Annotated in this window: 20 protein-coding genes and 1 riboswitch; of the genes, 9 read left to right on the forward strand and 11 right to left on the reverse strand. The window is 60.1% G+C overall.

The features are described 5' to 3' along the window. The first annotated feature begins 24 nt into the window (after positions 1 to 24). Positions 25 to 1671: a thiamine pyrophosphate-binding protein gene (locus QO002_RS15435; RefSeq protein ID WP_307231191.1), complete on the forward strand. Its 1647-nt coding sequence runs from the start codon at positions 25 to 27 to the stop codon at positions 1669 to 1671. A gap of 75 nt (positions 1672 to 1746) precedes the next feature. Here the strand turns inward: QO002_RS15435 and QO002_RS15440 are convergent, their stop codons facing one another. Together QO002_RS15440 and QO002_RS15445 are read right to left on the reverse strand one after the other, a co-directional pair. Continuing rightward, positions 1747 to 2085 (reverse strand): protein tyrosine phosphatase family protein, encoded by a 339-nt coding sequence (locus tag QO002_RS15440; RefSeq protein ID WP_307231193.1) that lies wholly within the window; start codon positions 2083 to 2085, stop codon positions 1747 to 1749. A gap of 87 nt (positions 2086 to 2172) precedes the next feature. Continuing rightward, entirely contained in the window at positions 2173 to 3018 is an 846-nt protein-coding gene (locus QO002_RS15445; protein WP_307231195.1) for a DUF4432 family protein, read from the reverse strand. A 203-nt stretch (positions 3019 to 3221) separates the two neighbouring features. Between QO002_RS15445 and QO002_RS15450 the strand changes: the two genes are divergently transcribed. Beyond that, entirely contained in the window at positions 3222 to 4628 is a 1407-nt protein-coding gene (locus QO002_RS15450) for a L,D-transpeptidase family protein (RefSeq protein ID WP_307231197.1), read from the forward strand. A 118-nt stretch (positions 4629 to 4746) separates the two neighbouring features. Next, the gene (locus QO002_RS15455) at positions 4747 to 6036 is read left to right on the forward strand and encodes an NAD(P)/FAD-dependent oxidoreductase (RefSeq protein ID WP_307231199.1); all 1290 of its coding nucleotides are present in this window, start codon (positions 4747 to 4749) and stop codon (positions 6034 to 6036) included. Between the two features lie 46 nt (positions 6037 to 6082). On the opposite strand, the gene QO002_RS15460 is transcribed toward QO002_RS15455, so the two are convergent. The 8 genes from QO002_RS15460 to QO002_RS15495 all read right to left on the reverse strand — a co-directional run bounded on the left by QO002_RS15460 (position 6083) and on the right by QO002_RS15495 (position 14356). Continuing rightward, positions 6083 to 6775: an AAA family ATPase gene (locus tag QO002_RS15460; RefSeq protein ID WP_307231201.1), complete on the reverse strand. Its 693-nt coding sequence runs from the start codon at positions 6773 to 6775 to the stop codon at positions 6083 to 6085. Positions 6776 to 7005: 230 nt separating this feature from the next. Beyond that, positions 7006 to 8151, reverse strand: a complete 1146-nt coding sequence (locus QO002_RS15465; protein WP_307231203.1) for an iron-containing alcohol dehydrogenase — start codon at positions 8149 to 8151, stop codon at positions 7006 to 7008. Then, on the reverse strand, positions 8148 to 9533 hold the full coding sequence (locus tag QO002_RS15470; RefSeq protein ID WP_307231206.1) for an aldehyde dehydrogenase family protein: 1386 nt from the start codon (positions 9531 to 9533) through the stop codon (positions 8148 to 8150). The genes QO002_RS15465 and QO002_RS15470 overlap by 4 nt, the downstream gene beginning before the upstream one ends. A gap of 33 nt (positions 9534 to 9566) precedes the next feature. Continuing rightward, positions 9567 to 9989, reverse strand: a complete 423-nt coding sequence (locus tag QO002_RS15475) for a type II toxin-antitoxin system VapC family toxin (protein WP_307231208.1) — start codon at positions 9987 to 9989, stop codon at positions 9567 to 9569. Continuing rightward, complete coding sequence (locus tag QO002_RS15480) at positions 9961 to 10392, reverse strand: helix-turn-helix domain-containing protein (protein ID WP_307231210.1); 432 nt, start codon at positions 10390 to 10392, stop codon at positions 9961 to 9963. The genes QO002_RS15475 and QO002_RS15480 overlap by 29 nt, the downstream gene beginning before the upstream one ends. A gap of 64 nt (positions 10393 to 10456) precedes the next feature. Then, positions 10457 to 11827 (reverse strand): glutamine synthetase family protein, encoded by a 1371-nt coding sequence (locus QO002_RS15485; protein WP_307231213.1) that lies wholly within the window; start codon positions 11825 to 11827, stop codon positions 10457 to 10459. A 97-nt stretch (positions 11828 to 11924) separates the two neighbouring features. Further along, positions 11925 to 13472, reverse strand: a complete 1548-nt coding sequence (locus tag QO002_RS15490) for an amino acid permease (protein WP_307231215.1) — start codon at positions 13470 to 13472, stop codon at positions 11925 to 11927. 113 nt (positions 13473 to 13585) lie between these two features. Further along, entirely contained in the window at positions 13586 to 14356 is a 771-nt protein-coding gene (locus QO002_RS15495) for an N-formylglutamate amidohydrolase (protein ID WP_307231217.1), read from the reverse strand. Between the two features lie 174 nt (positions 14357 to 14530). Between QO002_RS15495 and QO002_RS15500 the strand changes: the two genes are divergently transcribed. The 6 genes from QO002_RS15500 (at position 14531) to QO002_RS15525 (ending at position 20314) form a co-directional block, all read left to right on the forward strand. Beyond that, a complete protein-coding gene (locus QO002_RS15500; RefSeq protein ID WP_307231219.1) occupies positions 14531 to 15400 on the forward strand; it encodes a MurR/RpiR family transcriptional regulator in 870 nt (289 codons plus the stop codon). A gap of 124 nt (positions 15401 to 15524) precedes the next feature. Next, positions 15525 to 16628, forward strand: coding sequence for an ABC transporter substrate-binding protein (locus QO002_RS15505; protein ID WP_370878501.1), 1104 nt, complete (start codon positions 15525 to 15527; stop codon positions 16626 to 16628). Positions 16629 to 16763: 135 nt separating this feature from the next. After that, positions 16764 to 17627, forward strand: coding sequence for an ABC transporter permease (locus QO002_RS15510; RefSeq protein WP_307231224.1), 864 nt, complete (start codon positions 16764 to 16766; stop codon positions 17625 to 17627). Next, positions 17624 to 18412 (forward strand): ABC transporter permease, encoded by a 789-nt coding sequence (locus tag QO002_RS15515; RefSeq protein WP_307231226.1) that lies wholly within the window; start codon positions 17624 to 17626, stop codon positions 18410 to 18412. Before QO002_RS15510 ends, QO002_RS15515 begins: the two co-directional genes overlap by 4 nt. A 13-nt stretch (positions 18413 to 18425) precedes the next feature. After that, a complete protein-coding gene (locus QO002_RS15520; RefSeq protein WP_307231227.1) occupies positions 18426 to 19487 on the forward strand; it encodes an ABC transporter ATP-binding protein in 1062 nt (353 codons plus the stop codon). Between the two features lie 109 nt (positions 19488 to 19596). Next, positions 19597 to 19750, forward strand: a riboswitch (FMN riboswitch). 90 nt (positions 19751 to 19840) lie between these two features. After that, a complete protein-coding gene (locus tag QO002_RS15525) occupies positions 19841 to 20314 on the forward strand; it encodes a 6,7-dimethyl-8-ribityllumazine synthase (protein ID WP_307231228.1) in 474 nt (157 codons plus the stop codon). Between the two features lie 97 nt (positions 20315 to 20411). On the opposite strand, the gene QO002_RS15530 is transcribed toward QO002_RS15525, so the two are convergent. Continuing rightward, complete coding sequence (locus QO002_RS15530) at positions 20412 to 21407, reverse strand: sensor domain-containing diguanylate cyclase (protein ID WP_307231229.1); 996 nt, start codon at positions 21405 to 21407, stop codon at positions 20412 to 20414. Positions 21408 to 21565: the final 158 nt, after the last annotated feature.

A 21565-nucleotide genomic window follows, 5' to 3' on the forward strand; every position in this document is an offset into this window, starting at 1 on the left:
ACACAGGCTTTGGGAGGAGCTGACATGAAAACCGGAGGACAACTGATCGTCGATGCCTTGAAGGCAAACGGCGTGAAGCGCATTTCCTGCGTACCGGGCGAAAGCTATCTGGCGGTTCTGGATGCGCTGCATGACAGCGAAATCGACGTCCTCGTCTGCCGTCAGGAAGGCGGCGCAGCGATGATGGCCGATGCCTGGGGCAGGCTCACCGGCGAGCCCGGCATCTGCATGGTGACGCGCGGCCCAGGCGCCATGAACGCCTCGGCCGGCCTGCATATCTCGCGACAGGATTCCGTGCCGGTCATCCTGTTCATCGGACAGGTGCAGAGCGATGCGCGCGAGCGCGAAGCCTTCCAGGAGGTCGAATATCGCCGGGCCTTTACCGAGATCGCCAAGTGGGTGGGGGAGATCGATGATCCCGCCCGCATTCCGGAATTCGTAACCCGCGCCTTCGCCGTCGCAACCTCCGGCCGTCCCGGCCCGGTGGTACTGTCGCTTCCGGAGGACATGCTGACGAAAGCGGTGGAAACCGTTGCCGCGCGCGCCTATGAGCCAGTCGAAAGCCACCCTGGCCCAAGCCAGATCGCGAAGATGGAGGCGCTGCTCGCCAAAGCGAAGCGGCCGATTGCCATTCTCGGCGGCAGCCGCTGGAGCGAAGGCTCGGTCGCAGCCTTCCAGAGCTTTGCCGAACGGTGGAACCTGCCTGTCGGATGCTCCTTCCGCCGCCAGATGCTGTTCGATCACCTGCACCCGAGCTATGCCGGCGATGTCGGCATCGGCATCAATCCGGCGCTATCGAAGGAAATCCGCGAGGCAGATCTGGTGCTGCTGATCGGCGGGCGCATGTCGGAAATGCCGTCGTCGGGCTACACGCTGCTTGACGTGCCCTATCCGAAACAGACGCTCGTTCATGTCCATCCTGACCCGAGCGAGCTTGGCCGTGTCTATCGCCCCGACCTTGCAATCGTCGCGGCATCCGATGATTTCGTTGCGGCTCTTGCTTCATCCGCTCCGGGGGAAGCGCCTGCTTGGGGGCAAAGGACACAGCAGATGCACGCGGCCTATCTCGCATGGTCGACGCCGCCCAAAACAGGTCCGGGCGCGGTGCACATGGGACCGATCATGGAGTGGATCGAAGCCAATACGCCGCAGGATGCGATCTTCACCAATGGCGCCGGCAATTATGCCACGTGGCTGCACCGCTTCCACCGTTTCCGGCGTTTCGCCACGCAGGCTGCACCGACATCCGGCTCGATGGGATATGGCCTGCCGGCGGCAGTCGCTGCGAAGCGGCTGTTTCCAGAGCGCGAAGTGGTCTGCTTTGCCGGCGACGGCTGCTTCATGATGCACGGCCAGGAATTTGCGACCGCCGTGCGCTACAAGCTGCCGATCATCACTCTCGTCATCAACAACGGCATCTACGGCACGATCCGCATGCATCAGGAGCGTGAATATCCGGGTCGCGTCAGCGCGACCGACCTCACCAATCCGGATTTTGCAGCCTTGGCGGTTGCCTATGGCGGACATGGGGAGACGGTGGAAAAGACGGAGGATTTTGCCGGCGCCTATGAGCGCGCCCGGGCAAGCGGCAAGCCTTCGATCATCGAGATCAGGCTCGATCCCGAAGCGATCACGCCGACACGCACGCTGAGCCAGATCCGCGCGGGTTGATACCGGCGGAAACACGAACGGCGCGACGGGGCGCCGTTCAGTATGGATGGTCCCCATAACGGGAATGCCAGAAGCTCAGTTCCGGATATGCTGCGTCTGCTGATAGACGGCCGTGGAACGGGCACCGGAGCGGCAATAGCCGAGCATCGGGCGCTGGAACGAGTCGAGCGCATCAACCATCTCCCGCACTGCATCGGCCGTCACACCCATTGGGCCGACCGGAATGTGGGTGATATCCAGCCCCAGATCCTTGGCATGGGCAGCGATGGTCGCGAACTCCGGCTGGTCCGGGCTTTCATGATCCGGACGGTGGCAGACGATGGATTTGAAACCCATTGTCTTGATCGCATCGAGATCCTCGACGGAAATCTGTCCGGTGACCGAGTATTCATCGTTGATCTGGCGAATGTCCATGGCGTAGCCCTTTCTCGGAAATGTCGGCATTGATGTAAGACCGCCGCAGGCGGGCGTCAATCGTAAAGCGGAGAGTACGCGCGAGCTCTAGGCGACGCGAAAAGCCAGTTCGTATTCAATGGTTGCCGATGGCATCAACGGCACCAGTTCCCCGCCCTCGGCAAGATCGGGTCGTTTGGCAATGCGGTGCGACACCGGCTCGATGCTGATGACATCGGCGTCACCCCGCTGGCAGCGCCACATCTGTAGAAACGGCAAGGTCGCGGTCGCGAAACGAACATGCAGCGATCGGCCCGACAGGGCATGAAACGGCCCGAGTGCTATCGCGCTCCAGCCCTCGCTATCGACACCCGCCGGCAGGCAGAAATGCGCACTCTCGCCATCGCCAAAGCGCCAGGGCCACGTTTGTCCTCCCAGCGCATCCGCCGTAATCTCCGTGTCCTCGGCAAGCAGCCAGCCACCGATGTTGATGTGATACATTATCATCGGCGGAAACGGTTGGTCGCCGATGTTCGTCAGACGATCATGAAGATGCACGTCTCCACGGTCGGCATTGATTGACCAACACCGTTCGAGCCTCGCTCTGCCACCGCCGGCGAGATCGAGTTCGATCACGGCAGAACAGCCCGGCGCGTGCTCCGCACCGGACATTTCCGAGTTCAGGACCAGGGTGCCGGACAGCGAGCCGTGCAGCGGATAGAGACCGTCGCCGCTCTCCATCGGCTCCGGGTGGCGGATATGTTCAAGCCCGCAGGTGAACAGGAAGCCCCTCAAGGAATGATCGATACGCGGATCGCCGTCCGAGGGGATGGCTTCTCCCGGCGACAGGTCGATGCCATCGACAACGAAAGCCGCGATGTCGAGCGCCGATTGCCGGTCGAGAAGAATGTGGAAGTTTCCCTCGCCTCCCTGGCCAGCGATGCGGATCGGCATGATCGTCTCCCTGCTAATAACCGTGAAACCAAACCCGGCCTTCAAACGTTTGATGTAGGCGCTGGTTCGTTTCCCTTGAAACGGCCAAGTTACCGAATTACATCGCCTTTAACGAGATGTTCATAATGAATTCAGATTTTTCATATTACCGTCCCAATTGATTTGTACTCGCCGAGATCAACCGGAAGACAACAGGTTTCAAAGTGACGCGCCGTATCAGGACCACCATCGCCCTTTTTGCCGCCGCAAGCGCCTTCAGCCTTTGCGCTGGAGCCACTTTGGCCCAGGACTTCGGTCGCCTTCCACCGGATGCCGTACTCGTCACTCCACAAGGCGAAATCCTCGACTACATCCCCGAATCAAGCGAAGTCTCGGTGATGCGCGATCGCCGCGGGCGCACGGTGCTGGTCGACAACTGGGGCAATATCGTTGCCACCGTCATGGGTTCGGGCCGCCAGCGCACTGCACCGGACGGATTTGGCCGACGCGAGGCGAGCCGGGATGACAATCAGGGCTATGGATACAGCGTCCGCCGTTATGGCGACACGGTCTACAGCTCCGCGCCCGATTATCGCGATCCCGCCTTCCGGCAACCCGGCGACATAACCGGTTCTATTCCCGATGATGGCGACAGCATGCAAGGCATCCAGCGCCAGCCGTTGCCGGACGCATCCGCGCCCGACGAAAACGACAGTGCCGCCTTGCCGCCACTGGAGGAAAGCCCACGCGGCCCGACATTGCCGCCTGCCGCCGCTATCGGAAAGAAATCGAGCGCCGAAATCACCGCGCTTCAGGTGTTTCTGGATCGCGAAGGCTTCTCGCCGGGCGTGATCGACGGCAAGAAGGGCTCCAACGTCACCAAGGCGATCGAAGCCTGGCAGCAGGCAACCGGCGAAACGCTCGATCCCAACAACACCGACGACATTCTCGAACGCCTGCGTCTGAGCGGCGGCCTGCCGATCACCAGTTATGAGATATCAGCAGCCGACGCGGCTGGCCCCTACGTCGCCTCGATCCCGGAAGACTACGCCCACAAGGCGGCGCTTCCGCATCTCTCCTACACCTCGACCACCGAGATGCTGGGCGAGAAATTCCACATGGATGAAAACTATCTGCGTGAACTCAACCCCGGCGTCGATTTCACTGTTCCCGGCACGATCATCAAGGTCATTTCACCCGGCGAGAAGAAGACCGGCAAGGTCGCGCGCGTGATTGCCGACAAGGCCCGCAAGCAGATCCTCGCCTACGACGACGCCGGCACGCTGATCGCAGCCTATCCGGCCTCTATCGGCTCTTCCGACACGCCTTCTCCTTCAGGTACGGTGCAGGTTGACCGCATCGCGCTTGAACCCGGCTATACCTACAATCCGAAGATCAACTTCCAGCAGGGTGCAAACGACAAGGTTCTGAATATCCCGCCAGGTCCGAACGGCCCGGTCGGTACCGTCTGGATCGCGCTTTCCAAGCCCACTTACGGCATTCACGGTACGCCGGAACCCTCCAAGATCGGCAAGACCCAGAGCCACGGCTGCATCCGCCTCACCAACTGGGACGCGACCGAACTCGCCAAGATGGTAAGCGTGGGAACCACCGTCGAGTTCGTCGACTGAGGGCTCTCCCCTCATAGAGCCCCTTCATGACTTCATGAGATGTTGTCATGAAACAGGGGCCTCGCATTGTTCTATCTGTTGGGAAGCTCATTTTCCCGACCGACCAAGGACAATCCCGATGGCTGCCGAACGCGCTCTTCCCAATCTCTGGCACGCGACCGCACCTGCGGCCCCGGAAACCACAACCCTCGCCGGCGACATCGTCGCCGATGTTGCGATCGTCGGTGGCGGTTTCACCGGCCTCTCGGCTGCCCTTCATCTGGCTGACAAGGGGCTGAAAGCCGTTGTGATCGAGGCCCGTATGATCGGTTTCGGCGGCTCCGGCCGAAACGTCGGTCTTGTCAATGCCGGCATGTGGACCAAGCCCGACGACCTGATTGCAACGCTCGGCAAGAGCATCGGCGAACGGCTGCTGACAGAGCTTGGCGACGGCCCTTCCCTCGTCTACTCGCTTGTCGAGAAACACGGCATGGACTGCGAAGCCGTCCGCAACGGCACGCTGCATCTGGCCGTGGGCGAGGACGGCGTGAAGGAAGTTGCGGAACGCCAGGCCCAATGGAAGAAATTCGGCGCACCGGTCGAAGTGCTCGATGCTGAACAGACCCGCAGGCTTACGGGGGCCAAGGGCTTCACCGGCGCCCTGCTTGATCGTCGCGCCGGCACCATCCAGCCTATGGCCTATGCCCGTGGGCTTGCGCGCGCAGCTCTCGCCGCCGGAGCGCATATCTACACAAGCACGCCGCTTGAGAGTGCCGAACGCAAGGGTGACGCATGGAAGCTCAACGTCCCCGGCGGTAGCGTTACCGCGAGGAACGTCATCCTGGCTACCAATGCCTACGGCACGCTGATCGGCAAGACACCCTGGACGGCCCACACCGAAGAGCTGACCATCCTGCCCTACTTCCAGTTTGCGACCAATCCGCTACCCGACCACGTCGCGGCAAAGATCCTACCTGAACGTCAGGGGTGCTGGGATACGGGTCTGGTCATGACATCGTTCCGCACCGACAAGCAGAACCGGATGATCTTCGGCAGCATCGGCAGGCTCGATGCAATGGCGCAGGGTACGCACCGCGCCTTTGCGAAGCGCTCGGTACGCAAGATTTTCCCTGAGATCGGTGATTTCAGCTTCGAATACTGGTGGGACGGCCGCATCGGCATGACCACCAACAACTTGCCCCAGACACACCAGCTTGCACCGAACGTCTATTCCGTCAGCGGCTACAATGGTCGCGGCATCGCGCCCGGCACGGTTTTCGGCCGCGCGCTCGCCCATCGCGTCATGGGCGAGGAACACGCGATACCGATCGCCGAGACGCCAGTGACCCCCGATCCGTGGCGGACACCGAAATCAGCTTTCTATCATGTCGGCGCCCAGGCCAAGCATCTCGTCGATCATCGGTTTTAAATGCGAAAACCCCGCTGGATTTGGCGGGGCTTGTTTTTGCTTGGTGTCAGGCGGCCCGGCGGGCTGATGTCGTCGCGCGCAGCGGCACAAGATGACGGACTTCATCGCCAAAGGCACGAGCGTTTTCGCGGGCCTTGTCGAGGTTGCTGACGCGCTCCGGATCCATGGTCTGGAGCGTGCCGCCACAGTCGAAGATGTCACGGAAGGCGGCGCGCTCAATGATGGGCGTGTTCAGCACCGGCACGTTGCGCTGGGAGAGCAGGGTCTTGACGACCTGCAGTGCGCGTGTTGTGACGAGCGAATTGACGCGGGTCAGCACGACCGAATGGGCAATGCTGATGCCGGCCTTTTCCTTGAGATAGCCGAGCAATTCCAGCACCTGTGCACCACCCTTGGCGTCCATCGCACAGCCCTGGATCGGGATCATGACATGGTCCGACATACCGATGGCGGTTGCCATCAGCGTGTTGCGTGCGCCTGCAAGGTCGATGATGAAGTAGTCGGTATTGGCGCGGTTTTCGGTGATGTGCGTCTGAATGTTGGCCATGCTGACATAGGAAATGACCTGCACATTCGGCACGGACACGGAAATTTCGTGCCAATGGGTGATCCAGTGCTGCGGATCGCAGTCGAGAATGGTGATGCGGGCACCCGTGCGCGCAAGTTCCTGTGCCAGGATCAATGCGGCGGTCGTTTTGCCCGCGCCGCCCTTGGTATTGGCAAATGTGATGACTGGCATGTTAGTCCCCGTCTGATAGATGGCTCGAGCCCCGGCATGGCTCCCGTAAAGCGTCCGTTTCCATCGCGCTTCGGTTACTCAAGCCTTTCAGAACGTGGTTAACAAACTCTGAAGACGCCCCTCCCGAGAATTAACTAGTCACCCCAACGAAAGCTGTTGTTGCATAAAAAAAGCCCGGAAACACAATGGTTTCCGGGCTTGTCTGTCCAAGCCGTTTACGGGCCTAAAGGTTAAATGCATTCCTTGAAGAGCTGCTTTGCCGCTTCCAGAGTCAGCTCGACCGGATTGCCGCCAGCGGTCGGATCGACGATCGCCATTTCGGACATCTCATCGATTCGATCTGTGCCGACGCCGAGCGCCGAAAGCTTGTCAGGCACGCCGAGTTCCTCGCGCAGCTTCAGCACGTAGTCGTAGAAGCCGTCGAAACCGCCGGAGATGCCGAGATAAGCGGCCGCATTGGCGATCCTGTCTTCGATTGCCGGGCGGTTGAAGCGCAGCACCGGCGGCATCACAACGGCATTGGTCATGCCGTGATGGGTGTTGTAAATCGCACCGACGGGATGGGAGAGCGAGTGGATGGCGCCCAAACCCTTCTGGAAGGCGACCGCACCCATCGCAGCAGCCGACATCATGTTGGCGCGGGCCTTGATGTCAGTGCCATCCTTATAGGCGCGCGGCAGGTATTCCTTGACGAGCCGCAGGCCTTCCAGCGCGATACCCTGGGACATCGGATGGTAGAAGGGCGAGGAATAGGCTTCCAGGCAATGGGCAAAGGCATCCATGCCGGTGCCGGCGGTGATCACCTTCGGCATGCCGACCGTCAGTTCCGGGTCGCAGATCGTGACCGCCGGCAGGAACTTCGGATGGAAGATGACCTTCTTGGTGTGGGTCTCGGAATTGGTAATGACCGAGGCGCGGCCGACTTCCGAGCCGGTGCCGGCCGTCGTCGGCACGGCGATGATCGGGGCGATGCCCGCAACGCTCGCACGCGTCCACCAGTCGCCAATATCCTCGAAATCCCAGACGGGGCGCGTCTGGCCGGCCATGAAGGCGACCGCCTTGCCGAGATCGAGGCCGGAGCCGCCGCCGAACGCGACGACACCATCATGACCGCCGTCCTTGAAGGCCTTGACGCCGGCTTCGAGGTTCTTGTCATTCGGGTTCGGATCGACATCGGCAAACATGGCGCGGCCGAGGCCTGCGGCTTCGAGAACATCGAGTGCCTTCTGCGTGATCGGCATCGGGGCAAGACCCCGGTCGGTGATCAACAGCGGCTTCTTCATACCGACGGCCTTGCAGTGGTCAGCAAGTTCGCTGATACGCCCTGCCCCGAACTTGATGGCGGTCGGGTAGCTCCAGTTGGCGGTGATGGTCATGCGGTGACTTTCTTCAGGTGGTAGGATTTCGGGCGGGTGAGGTTCTGGAAGCCGATGACGGAAAGCGAGCCGCCGCGGCCTGTTTCCTTGACGCCGGTCCAGCAGAGCGCCGGGTCGAGATAATCAGCGCGGTTCATGAAGACGGTGCCCGTCTCGATCTCGCGGCCGATACGGCCAGCGCGCTCGGCATCCTTGGTCCAGAGCGAGGCGGTCAGGCCGTACTTGCTGTCGTTCATCAGCGAGAGCGCTTCCTCATCGCTCTTCACCTTCATGATGCCGACGGCGGGACCGAAAGTTTCCTCGCGCATGAACTCCATCGAATGATCGACATCGACGAGAACCTGTGGCGCGACATAGGCGCCGCCATCATCGGCCGGGAAAAGCTTGGGATTGACCAAAGCCTTGGCGCCCTTGGCAACGGCATCGGCGATTTGCGCACGCACGGTTGCGGCAAAGCGCTTGTGCGCCATCGGGCCAAGCGTCGTTTCCGTGTCGAGCGGATTGCCGAGCTTGTAGTTGGACACCCAGGCGACGGACTTCTCGACGAACGCGTCATAGAGGCTTTCGTGCACATAGATGCGCTCGATACCGCAGCAGCATTGTCCGGAATTGAAGGTGGCGCCATCCATCAGCGTATCGACGGCAGCATCGAGATCGGCGTCTTCCATGACATAGCCGGGGTCTTTGCCGCCAAGTTCAAGCCCGAGCGGCGTAAAGGTGCCGGCAGCAGCCCGTTCGATCGAACGTCCACCCTCGACGGAACCGGTGAAATTGATGAAATCGAAGCTTTTTTTGGCGATCAGCGCCGAGGTGGTGGCATGGTCGAGGAAGATGTTCTGAAAGACGTCTTCCGGCACGCCGGCCTCGCTGAAGGCGCGGACCATGCGTTCGCCGACAAGAATCGTCTGGCTCGCATGTTTGATGATGACGGTGTTGCCGGCCATCAGCGCCGGGGCAATCGTGTTGATCGCGGTCATATAGGGATAGTTCCACGGCGCGATGACGAAGACGACGCCATGGGCCTCGCGCTCGATACGGCGCTCGAAGCTGCCGCTCTCTTCGATGATCAGCGGCGCCAACGCGTCGGCGGCGATGGTCGCGACATAGTTGGAGCGCTCGTTGAAGCCGCGAAATTCGCCGCCATAGCGCACCGGCCGGCCCATCTGCCAAGCCAGTTCCGGTACGACCTCATCGACCATTTCGTTGAGCCGCGCGACACCCTTGAGAACGAGTTGCACGCGCTCTTCCAGCGGCCGCTTGGCCCAGCTCTTCTGCGCCTTTTTCGCCCGCGCAACGACGTCACGCGCCGCATCCAGCGGCAGGGCCGGCCGCTCGGCAAAGACCGAGCCGTCAATGGGTGAAATGCATTGGATAACAGTCATTCCGTTTTTCTCCTTCGGCTGCAGGATCGATGCCTAGCAAGCCAGTACCTTCACATGACCCGCAGCGCCATAGGCCAGAATGGCGCGGTCGCGGGTGATAACAGTCAAATCATGCTCGCGCGCCGTGGCGATCAGGATGCGGTCGGCAGGGTCGGCATGTAGCGGCTGCGGCAGGAACGACGAAGCGACGAGGATGTCCGGTGTCGCTTCCAGCACCGACAGCTCGTGTTCACTTGCAAAGCTTCGAAACCAGGGCAACGGTGCCTGCGTGAGGCTCAATCGCCCTTTCGAGACGAGCATGCCGATCTCCCACGCCGAAAACGCGCTCAGAAACAGCGTATCTTGCTGATTGCTCGCCTCCGTCAACACCTGCTCGGCTTTCGACGTCAAAGCCTCGCGGCGAGCAAGATACAAGATCAGGCAAGTATCAAAGAGATATCGGGTAGTCATCGTCATAGACACGCGCCCAATCCGGATCTGCCGGCTCAGTCAGATCGACCCCGGGTGCCACAGTGATGGTTCCCGCCATCCGGCCGCGAATTCGATCAAGAAAGTTATCGGCGCCGTGAGTATCGCCGTTCCCGCGTTTTCCTTGAGCGCTCACCTTATCGTCTCTTATCAACGGTTCCTGCCCCCTTTCCGCTAAACCCAAAGCCTTGCCTCGACGCCGGGCGGCGACTTCCACCATCGGAACATCGAGATATTCCGCGATCCCGTCCTGCTCATCCGCCGTCATCTTTCGTTCACCGCGCAGCATGCGCGAAACGGCGCTCGGATCGAGCCCCAATGTCCGCGCCATGCCGCGCAGCGAACGGCCGTCTTTTTCCAGCTGTTGATAGAACCACGCGCTGTCAATCATGAAGCACCTCCTAATCGTTGTGATTTTACCATCGCGTTGTCGTCATATCAACAGACAGGTGACATCAAGCTCTTTCGAAACCGCGCGCCACCTCCCAGTCGGTCACACGGCGATCATACTCTTCCTGCTCCCACTGGGCCGCGCGGGTGTAATGATCGATGACATCGTCGCCAAAGGCCTCGCGCAGCATCTTCGAGCCGGCCATGAAGCCCGTCGCATCGCGGAGCGTCTTGGGGATTTCGCGCACGCCGTTGCCGCCATAGGCGTCGCCGACGAAGGCGGGCTCGAGTTCCAGCTTGCCTTCAATCCCGGCAATGCCTGCTGCGAGCAATGCAGCCATCGCTATGTAAGGGTTGAGGTCGGAGCCGCCGACGCGGCATTCGATGCGGATCGCCTTGCCGCCTTCGCCGCAGAGACGATAACCGGCGGTGCGATTGTCCTTGCTCCAGACGGCCTTGGTCGGGGCGAAGGTGCCGGCCATGTAGCGCTTGTAGGAGTTGATGTAGGGCGCGAGGAAATAGGTGATTTCGCTGGCGTGGTTCAGAAGACCGGCAACGTAGTGGCGCATCATCTCCGACATGCCGTATTTGCCGTCCTTGTCGAAGAAATGCGACGTCTTGCCGTCGAGGCTCCAGAGCGACTGGTGAATGTGCGAGGACGAGCCGGCCGCCGCATAGTGCCATTTGGCGAGGAAGGTGATCGCCTTGCCACGGCTCCAGGCGATCTCCTTGCAGCCGTTCTTGATGATGACGTGGCGGTCGGCCATGGTCAGCGCATCGGCATAGCGCACGTTGATCTCTTCCTGGCCGGCGGAAGCTTCGCCCTTGGAATTCTCGACCGGAATGCCGGCGCCCTGCAGGCCCTTTCGGATCGCCCGCATCACGTCCTCTTCCTTGGTGGTCTGGAAGATGTGGTAGTCTTCGTTATAGCCGCTGACGAGCTTCAGATCGCGGTAGCCGCTTTCGCGCGCGTCGTCGTAGCTCTGGTCGAAGAGGAAAAATTCGAGTTCGCTCGCCATGTAGGCCTTGAGGCCCATGGCTTCGAGACGCTTTACCTGCTTCTTCAGGATGGCGCGTGGCGAATGCGGCACTTCTTCATGGGTATGATGGTCGAGCATGTCGCAGAGCACCAGCGCCGTGCCTTCGAGCCAGGGAATGCGACGTAATGTCGAAAGGTCGGGCTTCATCGTGTAGTCGCCGTAGCCGGCTTCCCAGCTGGTGGACTTGTAGCCGGAGACAGTGTCCATCTCCATGTCGGTGGCCAGCAGGTAGTTGCAGCTATGGGTTTCCTCATAGGCGCTTTCGACGAAATACTCCGCCTGGAAGCGCTTGCCCATCAGGCGTCCCTGCATATCGACCTGGCAGGCCAGAACCGTGTCGATGCGGCCTTCGGCTACATCCTTCTTCAACTCGTCGAACGAATAGGTGACGCTCATGGTCTCGATCCCGTATTGGAAAGCGGGCAACAATGGCGCCGCTGAGAAATGAAAAACGGAGGCCGCGAGGGGCGGCCTCCGTTGACCGACGTAGCAATCAATGCTGGCCGACCGCCTTTTCGGCAGCAGCGATCTCCGCCTGGCGGCGGGCAACTTCTTCGCCGATCGGCGGGCCACGGAAGCGGCGCTTCTCGAAGCCGAACCAGACGATGCCGGTCAGGATGAGGAAACCGACCGTGACGTAGAGGGCCGGGCCGTTCGGCGGCTGGATGCCGAGCACGAAGATCAGGATCATCGCAAGCACGGTCAGGACGGCAAACAGCTTGAACATGCCCTCGCCGAGGTTCCACGGACCCATCTTGTCCCACTTCGACGTACCCCAGGCAAAAAGGCCGAGCGTGATCGGGATCGCGAAGGAGAAGAACAGGAAGATGACCGTGCAGGAGACGACGATCGTGTAGACCGGCGTTTCGCCGATGGTGACGAGCGACGAGCCCCAGACGAACAGCACCGACAGGATCGAACCGGTCCAGATCGCAGCAACTGGCGTACGATAGGTCGGGCTAACCTTGGCAAGCGCCTTGGAGGCCGGCAGGCCACCGTCACGCGAGAAGGCGAAGATCATGCGGGACACGGACGTGACCGTTGCCAGGCCGCACAGCCACTGGCTGACGAGGATGGCGAGGTAGAGGATATCCTTCACCACGGAATTGACCTGCGTGTCCATCGCCCAGAAGAACACGTTCCAGCCCTGCTTGGCGGCTTCGTCCATGTTCGGGAGCATCAGCACGAAGGAGCACAGCATGATGTAGCCGAACAGCGCTGACCACAGGACTGACGCGATCATGCCCTTCGGAACAGACGTTGCAGCCTTAACGGTTTCTTCCGAGGTATGTGCCGAGGCATCATAGCCGGTGATCGTGTAGATCGGCAGCAGCAGGCCGAGCAGGAACACCCATGTGCCCGAGGTTTCCGGCCAGACATTGCCGCCCGCTTCGCCCGAGTAGTTCGAGAATGTGAAGAGACGACCGATCTCGAAGGTATCGACAGCCGCAAGGCATACAATCGACAGAGCAATCGCGGTCGCAAAGATCAGATAACCGGAAAAGTCGGTGAGCTTTGCAGTCAGGCCGATGCCCATGTGATTGACGATAGCCTGAAGGCCGGTGATGACCAACAGGAACAGGATGCGCACCGTGGTTGTATCTTCAAGGCCGAAGTAGGAAGCCCCGAAGGAGCCCATGAAGAAGTAGTAGGTGCCGACGTTGATGGCGCCGAGAACGGTGACGAGACCGAGCAGGTTGAACCATGCGGTGACCCAGCCGGTGAAGCGGTTGCCGAGGATCGAACCCCAGTGATAAAGGCCGCCCGCCGTTGGATAGGCCGAAGAAATCTGCGCCATCGCGACCGCGAAGACCAGCGAAACGAAGCAGCCGACCGGCCAGCCGATGCCGATTGCAGCGCCACCTGCTCCCGACGTCGCCTGTGCCAGCGAATTGATACCGCCGGACAGAATGCAAATGATCGAGAAGGACACGGCGAAGTTCGAGAACGAACTCATGCGCCGTTCAAGTTCCTGCGCGTAGCCCATGGAATGCAGAACCTGCATATCCGCTTTTTTATCTACGTCCGAATAATCTGACATTGTTTTCCCCTGTATCGAAGGGGCCTTCGGCGGAATTGCCGAAAGCCGCAAACGCCCTGTTCCATGGCGAACCATGGGCCATTCTCCGCGGACATGCCGCTCCCCGGGTCTTTTTAGTTTTTCGGCTGAAGCTGCAGGCTTTCGCGCAGCAGCCCCGCCAGATAATCAGCCATGACCCTTTGGCTGGTCTCATTGGCGATGAGGTCATTTCTGACCTCGATCATGACATTGGGCAGACCATTGGCCAGTCCATGCAATTTCAAAGTATGCGTGACGCCGTCCTGCGGGCCATAGGGCTCGTTACGGCGCACATCATATCGTTTCGTACGTTCTGCAGCCGCAAGCATGCCATCCGCCAAGCGGGCGTCTGCGTCATGAAGCATGCCGATTTCGACGGCTCTCCGCTTGCCGAAATAGACGGGTGTAAAACTATGAACCGTGACGAGGACCGGCGCTCGGCCGTCCGAAAGATGCTCTTGGAGCAGGGTCTCTATACGGCGATGAAACGGGAAATAGAGCGCCTCTACCCGGGCAGCGCGCGCCTCCCGTGACAATGCCACATTGCCGGGAATGCTGTAGATTTCACTGGTCTCCGGCATGGCACCGGGCGATTCCGGGGGCCGGTTGCAATCATAGGCAAGCCGGGAAAAGCGCTGGCAGACCAGAACAGCGTCAAGCGCCTGCGCAAGAAAATGCGAGACAGCAAGCGCGCCAGGATCCCAGGCAATGTGGCTTTCCAAAGCATCTTCGGAAAGACCGAGGTTACCGAGACTTTCGGGCATGCGTCGCGACGCGTGCTCGCAGACGACAACGACAGGGCTTGAACCTTCGGCGTTCTCGACGGCGACCGGATCGCCTTCCTCTGCGCTCAACAAAGCAACCAAGCCGCATCCCCTCGATTGGCTAAACAATCGTTAATGAAGAGAATTCTTCAGGAAATAGCCAGTGTCAACGGGGGAATGAAAAAATCTCTTCAAAAAAACATTTGACTCGAATTGTGACAGCGATGTTTAATTTTCCCACAGGCTGGCGAAGACCGCCTAGGGGGAATTTCAGATTTGAACCAGGCATCGACCGTTTCGGACGTGATTGCCGCCCATTTCGACGCGTTGACCCGTGCCGAAAAGCAGTTGGCAACATCGCTTCTCGACAACTACCCGGTCTCGGGACTGGGTAGCATCACGACCGTTGCAGAAAATGCCGGCGTCTCGACGCCGACCGTCGCCCGCATGGTGCAGAAAATCGGGTTTCGCGGATTTCCCGATTTTCAGGCCAGCCTCCATCACGAGTTGGAAGCCACGCTCTCGAACCCGATTGCCAAGCACGATCGCTGGGCGGCGAATGCGCCGGGAACACATATTCTCAATCGCTTTGCCGATGCGATTATGAACAATATGCGCGACACGCTCTCGCAGATCGAGACGGCCGATTTCGATGGCGCGGCCGCCCTGGTCGCCGATCGCAAGCGCGACGTCTATGTCGTCGGCGGCCGCATCACCAAGGCGCTTGCAGACTATCTGTTCACCCACCTGCAGGTCGTCCGCCCCGGTGTTACCCAGATTGCCGCCAACGCAAGCGCGTGGCCCCACTACGTGCTCAACATGAAGGCCGGTGACGTCCTCGTTCTTTTCGATATACGCCGTTACGAGCAGGAGATGGAAGCGCTCGCCCGCACCGCCCGCCAGGGCGGCGTGGAGATCATCCTCTTCACTGACCAGTGGGCCTCCCCGGTCGCCAAGCTCGCCACCCGCATTTTCCGCGTTCACATCGAGGCACCCTCCGCCTGGGATTCCTCCGTCGTGACGCTGTTTATCGTCGAAGCCCTGATCGAGGCCGTTCAAAGCTCCGGATGGGCGCAGACCCGAGATCGAATGAAGGCACTGGAAGGCCTCTTCGAGGAAAGCCGGCTCTTCCGAAAACCACGTTAGACGGATCGTGGCCCAGGAAAAGCTTCAGAGCGAAAAACTGAAGGAAAACTGTCACATAAACTTCACCTGCCACCAGTATCAGCTTCGCCGAAGTTGACTGACACACAAAAGGAGAACACCCGTGATGTCACATACGAGACGCCTGCTTTCGCTCACCACGGCCATGGTCGTGGCCTCGTCCGCTCTCGCCTATGCAGAGCCGAGCGCAGAACTGATCGCAGCAGCCAAGGGTGAAGGCAAGCTCACCACCATCGCCCTTCCCCACAGCTGGTGCGGCTACGGCGATGTCATCACCGGATTCAAGGCCAAGTATCCGGAAATCCAGATCAACGAACTGAACCCGGACGCTGGCTCGGGCGACGAAATCGAAGCCATCAAGGCCAACAAGGGCAACACCGGCGACCAGGCACCCGACGTCATCGACGTCGGTCTCTCCTTCGGCCCGTCTGCAAAGACTGAAGGCCTGATCCAGCCTTACAAGGTCTCGACCTGGGATTCGATCCCGGATAGCGCCAAGGATGCCGAAGGTTACTGGTACGGCGATTACTACGGCGTTCTCTCGTTCCTCGTGAACAAGGACCTCGTGAAGGAATCCCCGAAGGATTGGGCTGACCTGCAGAAGGCCGACTATGCCAACGCCGTCGCTCTCGCCGGCGATCCGCGCAGCGCCAACCAGGCCGTTCAGGGTGTCTTCGCAGCTGGTCTCGCGACCAATGGCGGCGACGTTTCCAAGGCGGGCGAAGCCGGCCTCAAGTTCTTCAAGGAACTGAACGACAAGGGCAATTTCGTACCGGTCGTCGGCAAGGCTGCTCCGTTCGCCCAAGGGTCCACGCCGATCATCGTCGCCTGGGACTACAACGCTCTCTCCTGGGGTGAAAGCCTGAACGGCAACCCGCCCTTCGAAGTTGTCGTTCCGGCATCCGGCGTTGTTGCAGGTGTCTACGTGCAGGCAATTTCTGCCTTCGCACCGCATCCGAACGCTGCCAAGCTCTGGATGGAATATCTCTATTCCGACGAAGGCCAACTCCTGTGGCTGAAGGGTTACTGCCACCCGATCCGCTTCAACGATCTCGCCAAGGCCGGCAAGATCCCGCAGGAACTGCTCGACAAGCTGCCGCCGGCTGCTGCCTATGAAAAGGCTCTCTTCCCGACGCTCGAAGAGCAGTCTGCCAACAAGGCAGTGATCAGCGGTCAGTGGGACAGCGTCGTCGGTGCCAATGTCCAGTAATACCGCTTTCGAACGCCTATGCCCTCCCGCGAATAGCGGGAGGGTTTTCCATTTATATTCAGGTGCATACGTTGCGCTTATTTCATTTGTGACTAAACTTCTTTCATTGCCTCGAGCAAGGATGACGACCGCTTCATGAGCACCCTGATAGACCGCCGAAAAGTCGTCGATTGGCTCGGCATCGCGCCGTTCATGATCTTCGCCGTGATGTTTTTGATCCTGCCGACGCTGTATCTCGTAACAGGCGCATTCTTCACGCCGGATGGCCAATTCACATTCAAGAACGTCGCAGATCTCGCGCACCCCTCGATCCTCAGCGCGTATTGGATCAGCATCAAGGTCTCTGTCGCCTCCTCGATTGGCGGGGCTGTCATCGGCTTCTTCCTCGCCTGGGCGATCACGCTCGGCGGGCTGCCATCGTGGATACGCTCGGGCCTTCTGACCTTTTCCGGCGTGGCCTCTAACTTCGCAGGCGTACCGCTGGCCTTCGCCTTCATCGCAACGCTCGGCCGCACCGGTCTCGTGACGGTGCTTCTGCGCGACATCTTCGGCTTCAATCTCTACTCGACCGGCTTCAACCTGTTGTCGTTCTTCGGTCTCACCATAACCTACATGTTCTTCCAGATCCCGCTGATGGTGCTGATCCTGACGCCGGCGCTGGATGGCATGAAGAAAGAATGGCGTGAAGCCTCCGAAATCCTCGGCGCTTCCAACTGGCAATATTGGCGCATGGTTGCCCTGCCCATCCTGTGGCCGAGTGTCATGGGCACGACCCTGCTGCTCTTCGCCAATGCCTTCGGCGCCATCGCCACGGCTTACGCCTTGACCGGTGCCTCGCTCAACATCGTGCCGATCCTGCTCTATGCCCAGATCCGTGGCGACGTGCTGCACAATCCAAACCTGGGTTATGCGCTGGCGCTCGGCATGATCGTGATCACCGGCGCGTCTAACGTTCTCTATATCTGGCTGCGCTCGCGCGCCGAACGGTGGCAGAAATGAAGACCAACCGCCTCCTCGCCTGGATCGCGCTTGCCATCGGCGTCATCTATTTCGTTGTGCCGCTGCTCGGCACCTTCGAATTCTCGTTGCGCATGCGCCGTGGCGAATATTCGTTCGATGCCTATCAATCGGTCTTCTCCGACATGCAGTTCCGCGAAACCTTCGGCTATTCGATGATGATGGCGCTGCTGACTATCATCTTCGGCATGCTGCTGATCGTACCGACCGCCTATTGGGTGCGCCTGCGCCTGCCGCAGATACGGCCCGTCATCGAATTCATCACGCTCTTGCCGCTGGTCATTCCGGCCATCGTCATCGTGTTCGGCTATCTCAGGCTCTACAATTCCTCCTCCTGGCTGCCGCTCACCAACTCGACGAGCGGCACCAACGCGCTGCTGATGCTGTCCTATGTCACGCTGGCACTTCCCTATATGTACCGTGCCGTCGATACCGCCATGCGCGCCATCGACGTTGCGACGCTGACGGAGGCCGCCGAAAGCCTCGGCGCCAAGTGGCCGACCATCATGTTCCGCTGCATCTTTCCGAACGTTATGAGCGGCGTGCTGTCCGGCGCCTTCATCACCTTTGCGATCGTCATGGGCGAGTTCACCATGGCAGCGCTCCTCAATCGCCCGGCCTTCGGCCCCTATCTGCAGCTTGTCGGCGCCAACAAGGCCTATGAGCCATCGGCGCTTGCCATCATCGCCTTCGCCATCACCTGGATCAGCATGGGCCTGCTCCAACTCGTCAGCCGTTTTTCAAAAACCGCCCCCCGCAAGGCCTAGGGATATTTTTCATATGTCTTTTCTTACACTGAGCAATATCCAGAAGTCCTTCGGCCCCGTGCAAGTGGTCAAGGACTTCAATATGACCATCGACAAGGGCGAATTCGTCTCCTTTCTCGGGCCGTCCGGCTGCGGCAAGACCACGATCCTGCGCATGATCGCCGGCTTCGAGGCGCCGAGCGGCGGCTCGATCACGATCGGCGGCAAGAGCCAGACGAACCTGAAACCCAACCAGCGCAATATCGGCATGGTGTTCCAGGCCTACGCGCTGTTCCCGAACATGAATGTCGCCGACAACGTCGCGTTCGGCCTGAAGGTTGCCGGCAAGCCTGCCGCGGAGATCGAGGCGCGCGTCAAGGAAATGCTCGGCCTCATCAAGCTCGACCATCTGGCCGAGCGCTATCCCTACCAGATGTCTGGCGGCCAGCAGCAGCGCGTGGCGCTTGCCCGCGCGCTGGCCCCGAAGCCGCAGGTTCTGCTGCTCGACGAACCGCTGTCGGCACTCGATGCCAAGATCCGCGTGTCGCTGCGCGAAGAAATCCGCATGATCCAGCAGCAACTCGGCATTACCACGGTGTTCGTCACCCACGATCAGGAAGAGGCACTGTCGATCTCCGACCGCATCGTCGTCATGAATGCCGGCCGCGCCGACCAGATCGGCACGCCGTTCGAAATCTACAACAAGCCCGCCACCCGCTTCGTCGCCTCCTTCGTCGGCACCCTGAACCTGATCGAGGCGAAGGTGGTGGACACCGCCGCCAACCGTATCTCGATCGGCGATCAGGGCATCACCCTGCGCGAACCCCTCGGGGCCGTGAAAGCTGGAGATACCGTCTCGCTGGCGCTGCGCCCGGAAGCCGGCTCGATCGCCGAAGGCGCCAAGGGTGATACAGCGCTGACCGGCACGGTCATCGCCAGCAACTTCCTCGGTTCCGTCATCCGCACGCGCATGAAGGTCGGCGACGCCGTGATTTCATTCGATATGTTCAACGGTCCCGGCCTGGTGCCGCCGGCTGTCGGGGAAACCGTGACGCTGCGCTTCACCGCCAGCGATCTGCTGATCATCCGAGAATAAGAAAGCTTTTTCCCGCCTCTTGTGCATTGCAGGAAAAATCTGTCGCCAAACCCGCTTTCGACGTCGCAAGCGGGTTTGATCTTTTTCGTCAGCTGCTTATAGTTTGAAGCGTAGTTCTCAGGGCGGGGTGAAACTCCCCACCGGCGGTAACGGACAGCAATGCCCGGAGCCCGCGAGCGCTTCCGGCCTGTCAGGCAGGAAGGTCAGCAGATCCGGTTGAATTCCGGAGCCGACGGTTAAAGTCCGGATGGAAGAGAGCAAGCAGGGTGGAAACCTCTCCGGAGGAGGCCAAGCCTGTGCGTTCGCCCAAGGGACCATTGAAGAATGGCACAACCCTTGAAAGGCCAAGACTTATGACGATTGCCTCCCACCCCTCGCAGAAGATCGCCGTCATCCGTGCCCGCTGGCACGCCGATATCGTCGATCAATGCGTCAATTCCTTCGTTTCCCATTGGGAAGAACTTGGCGGCGATGCCACCGACATCGAGATCTTCGACGTGCCCGGCGCACTCGAAATCCCGCTGCATGCCCAGACGCTGGCCAAGACCGGCCGCTTCTCCGCGATCCTCTGCACGGCCTTCGTGGTCGACGGCGGCATCTACCGCCACGACTTCGTCGCCGGCACCGTACTCGACGGCATGATGAGGGTACAGCTGGACACTGGCGTTCCCGTGCTCTCGACCGTGCTGACGCCGCATCACTTCCAGGAATCGGAAACCCATATCCGATTCTTCAAAGACCATTTCGTGGTGAAGGGCGCGGAAGCTGCCAATGCATGCCGGCAGATTCTGGCGGCGCGGGCCGAGCTTGTTCTGGTTAATGCTTGATCGAATGGGGCGGTCTTCGGGCCGCCCTTACTATATCTGCCGAAGACCGCGCTGCACCAACACCGGTCATTGTTAAGCAGAAGCGGGGCAACCTTTATCAGGCAACGTCTGCAATCGGGCCGGATCTGGGCAATAGCTTGAAGCTGTTCTTGCCAGTCGCTTTCACCGCATACAAGGCCCTGTCCGCCTCGGCAAAGATATCCTTGGCAGGACTCCCCTGCAGTATCATCGCAGCGCCAATGGAGGCGCTTACCTTGAGTTTGTTCGCAGACGTTCCAACCCACCATTCGAGCTTGTTGACGACGCGCCGACAGACGTCCTCGACACTGTTCGCCGCCCCGCAGTCATGGATGACTGCAAACTCATCGCCCCCGAGGCGGGCGATCAGAGTTGCATCCGGCACCGCCTGTGAAATCCGTCGGGCAGCTTCCCGCAAGCATTCATCCCCCGCCTGATGTCCCAACCTGTCGTTGACAGCCTTGAAGTTATCCAGATCGATCAGCAGCAACGCCTTTTGTTCTGATTGACTAGAAGCCGCGACCTCGTCCAGCATGCTTTCGAACTTGGTCCGGGACGCAAGCCCGGTAACCACGTCTGTTTCCGCCAGGTGGCGAAGCTGCTCGAACAGTGTCTTTTCGGCAGTTATATCCTGCTTCATTCCGAACAGGCGGACCGGGATGCCATCCTGCCTTTCGACGATCGCGGTAATTCTGATCCATCTGCGGTCGCCCTTGGCGGTAATGATCTCGGCGTCAAGGGTGAAACCCTCACCATCCCTGATCGCAGCGCTACGGATTTCCGTCAGTTTTTTACGGGATTCTGGAGCGTAAAGCGCAACAGTCGCCCCCCTGGTCAGCGGGGACCGCGGTTCCAGACCGAACAGTTCGTAAACGGTATCCGTCCATGTGATCGTCTCCTCGGGTAAGGTGCATTCCCATATGCCGACGCGAGCAGCCTTGAAGGACTTGTCGAACAACTCCTGAAGCCGATTGAACTGTTCCGAATTTTCGGGCGCAGGTGGGCGAGGCCCGTCGGCATCCAGCGTCGTCGTGTTTCGAGGGGGTTCGCAATGATATTGCAAACTGTTCGGCATAAACCCTCTCCTACATTCCGATTTCATATCGACGCTTGGCCGGTCTCAGCATGCAGCAGGAATCGTTTCATTTCTGTTTCTAGCGGTGATCGTTGCCACGCCCGGGCTCATGAATGAACATTCGCGGGAAAAAGCAATTCGACAGGCGACAAGCCTTT

This window comes from Pararhizobium capsulatum DSM 1112 (assembly GCF_030814475.1).
GTDB lineage: Bacteria > Pseudomonadota > Alphaproteobacteria > Rhizobiales > Rhizobiaceae > Pararhizobium > Pararhizobium capsulatum.

What these genes read in the sequence shown, in the direction of transcription:
- QO002_RS15455 (WP_307231199.1), top strand. Translation starts at nt 4,747, where the DNA reads ATGGCTGCCGAACGCGCTCTTCCCAATCTCTGGCACGCGACCGCACCT.
- QO002_RS15520 (WP_307231227.1), top strand. Translation starts at nt 18,426, where the DNA reads ATGTCTTTTCTTACACTGAGCAATATCCAGAAGTCCTTCGGCCCCGTG.
- QO002_RS15445 (WP_307231195.1), bottom strand. Translation starts at nt 3,018, where the DNA reads ATGCCGATCCGCATCGCTGGCCAGGGAGGCGAGGGAAACTTCCACATT.
- QO002_RS15440 (WP_307231193.1), bottom strand. Translation starts at nt 2,085, where the DNA reads ATGGACATTCGCCAGATCAACGATGAATACTCGGTCACCGGACAGATT.
- QO002_RS15490 (WP_307231215.1), bottom strand. Translation starts at nt 13,472, where the DNA reads ATGTCAGATTATTCGGACGTAGATAAAAAAGCGGATATGCAGGTTCTG.
- QO002_RS15485 (WP_307231213.1), bottom strand. Translation starts at nt 11,827, where the DNA reads ATGAGCGTCACCTATTCGTTCGACGAGTTGAAGAAGGATGTAGCCGAA.
- QO002_RS15465 (WP_307231203.1), bottom strand. Translation starts at nt 8,151, where the DNA reads ATGACCATCACCGCCAACTGGAGCTACCCGACCGCCATCAAGTTCGGG.
- QO002_RS15460 (WP_307231201.1), bottom strand. Translation starts at nt 6,775, where the DNA reads ATGCCAGTCATCACATTTGCCAATACCAAGGGCGGCGCGGGCAAAACG.
- QO002_RS15470 (WP_307231206.1), bottom strand. Translation starts at nt 9,533, where the DNA reads ATGACTGTTATCCAATGCATTTCACCCATTGACGGCTCGGTCTTTGCC.
- QO002_RS15475 (WP_307231208.1), bottom strand. Translation starts at nt 9,989, where the DNA reads ATGACGATGACTACCCGATATCTCTTTGATACTTGCCTGATCTTGTAT.
- QO002_RS15525 (WP_307231228.1), top strand. Translation starts at nt 19,841, where the DNA reads ATGACGATTGCCTCCCACCCCTCGCAGAAGATCGCCGTCATCCGTGCC.
- QO002_RS15505 (WP_370878501.1), top strand. Translation starts at nt 15,525, where the DNA reads ATGTCACATACGAGACGCCTGCTTTCGCTCACCACGGCCATGGTCGTG.
- QO002_RS15435 (WP_307231191.1), top strand. Translation starts at nt 25, where the DNA reads ATGAAAACCGGAGGACAACTGATCGTCGATGCCTTGAAGGCAAACGGC.
- QO002_RS15480 (WP_307231210.1), bottom strand. Translation starts at nt 10,392, where the DNA reads ATGATTGACAGCGCGTGGTTCTATCAACAGCTGGAAAAAGACGGCCGT.
- QO002_RS15515 (WP_307231226.1), top strand. Translation starts at nt 17,624, where the DNA reads ATGAAGACCAACCGCCTCCTCGCCTGGATCGCGCTTGCCATCGGCGTC.
- QO002_RS15530 (WP_307231229.1), bottom strand. Translation starts at nt 21,407, where the DNA reads ATGCCGAACAGTTTGCAATATCATTGCGAACCCCCTCGAAACACGACG.
- QO002_RS15510 (WP_307231224.1), top strand. Translation starts at nt 16,764, where the DNA reads ATGAGCACCCTGATAGACCGCCGAAAAGTCGTCGATTGGCTCGGCATC.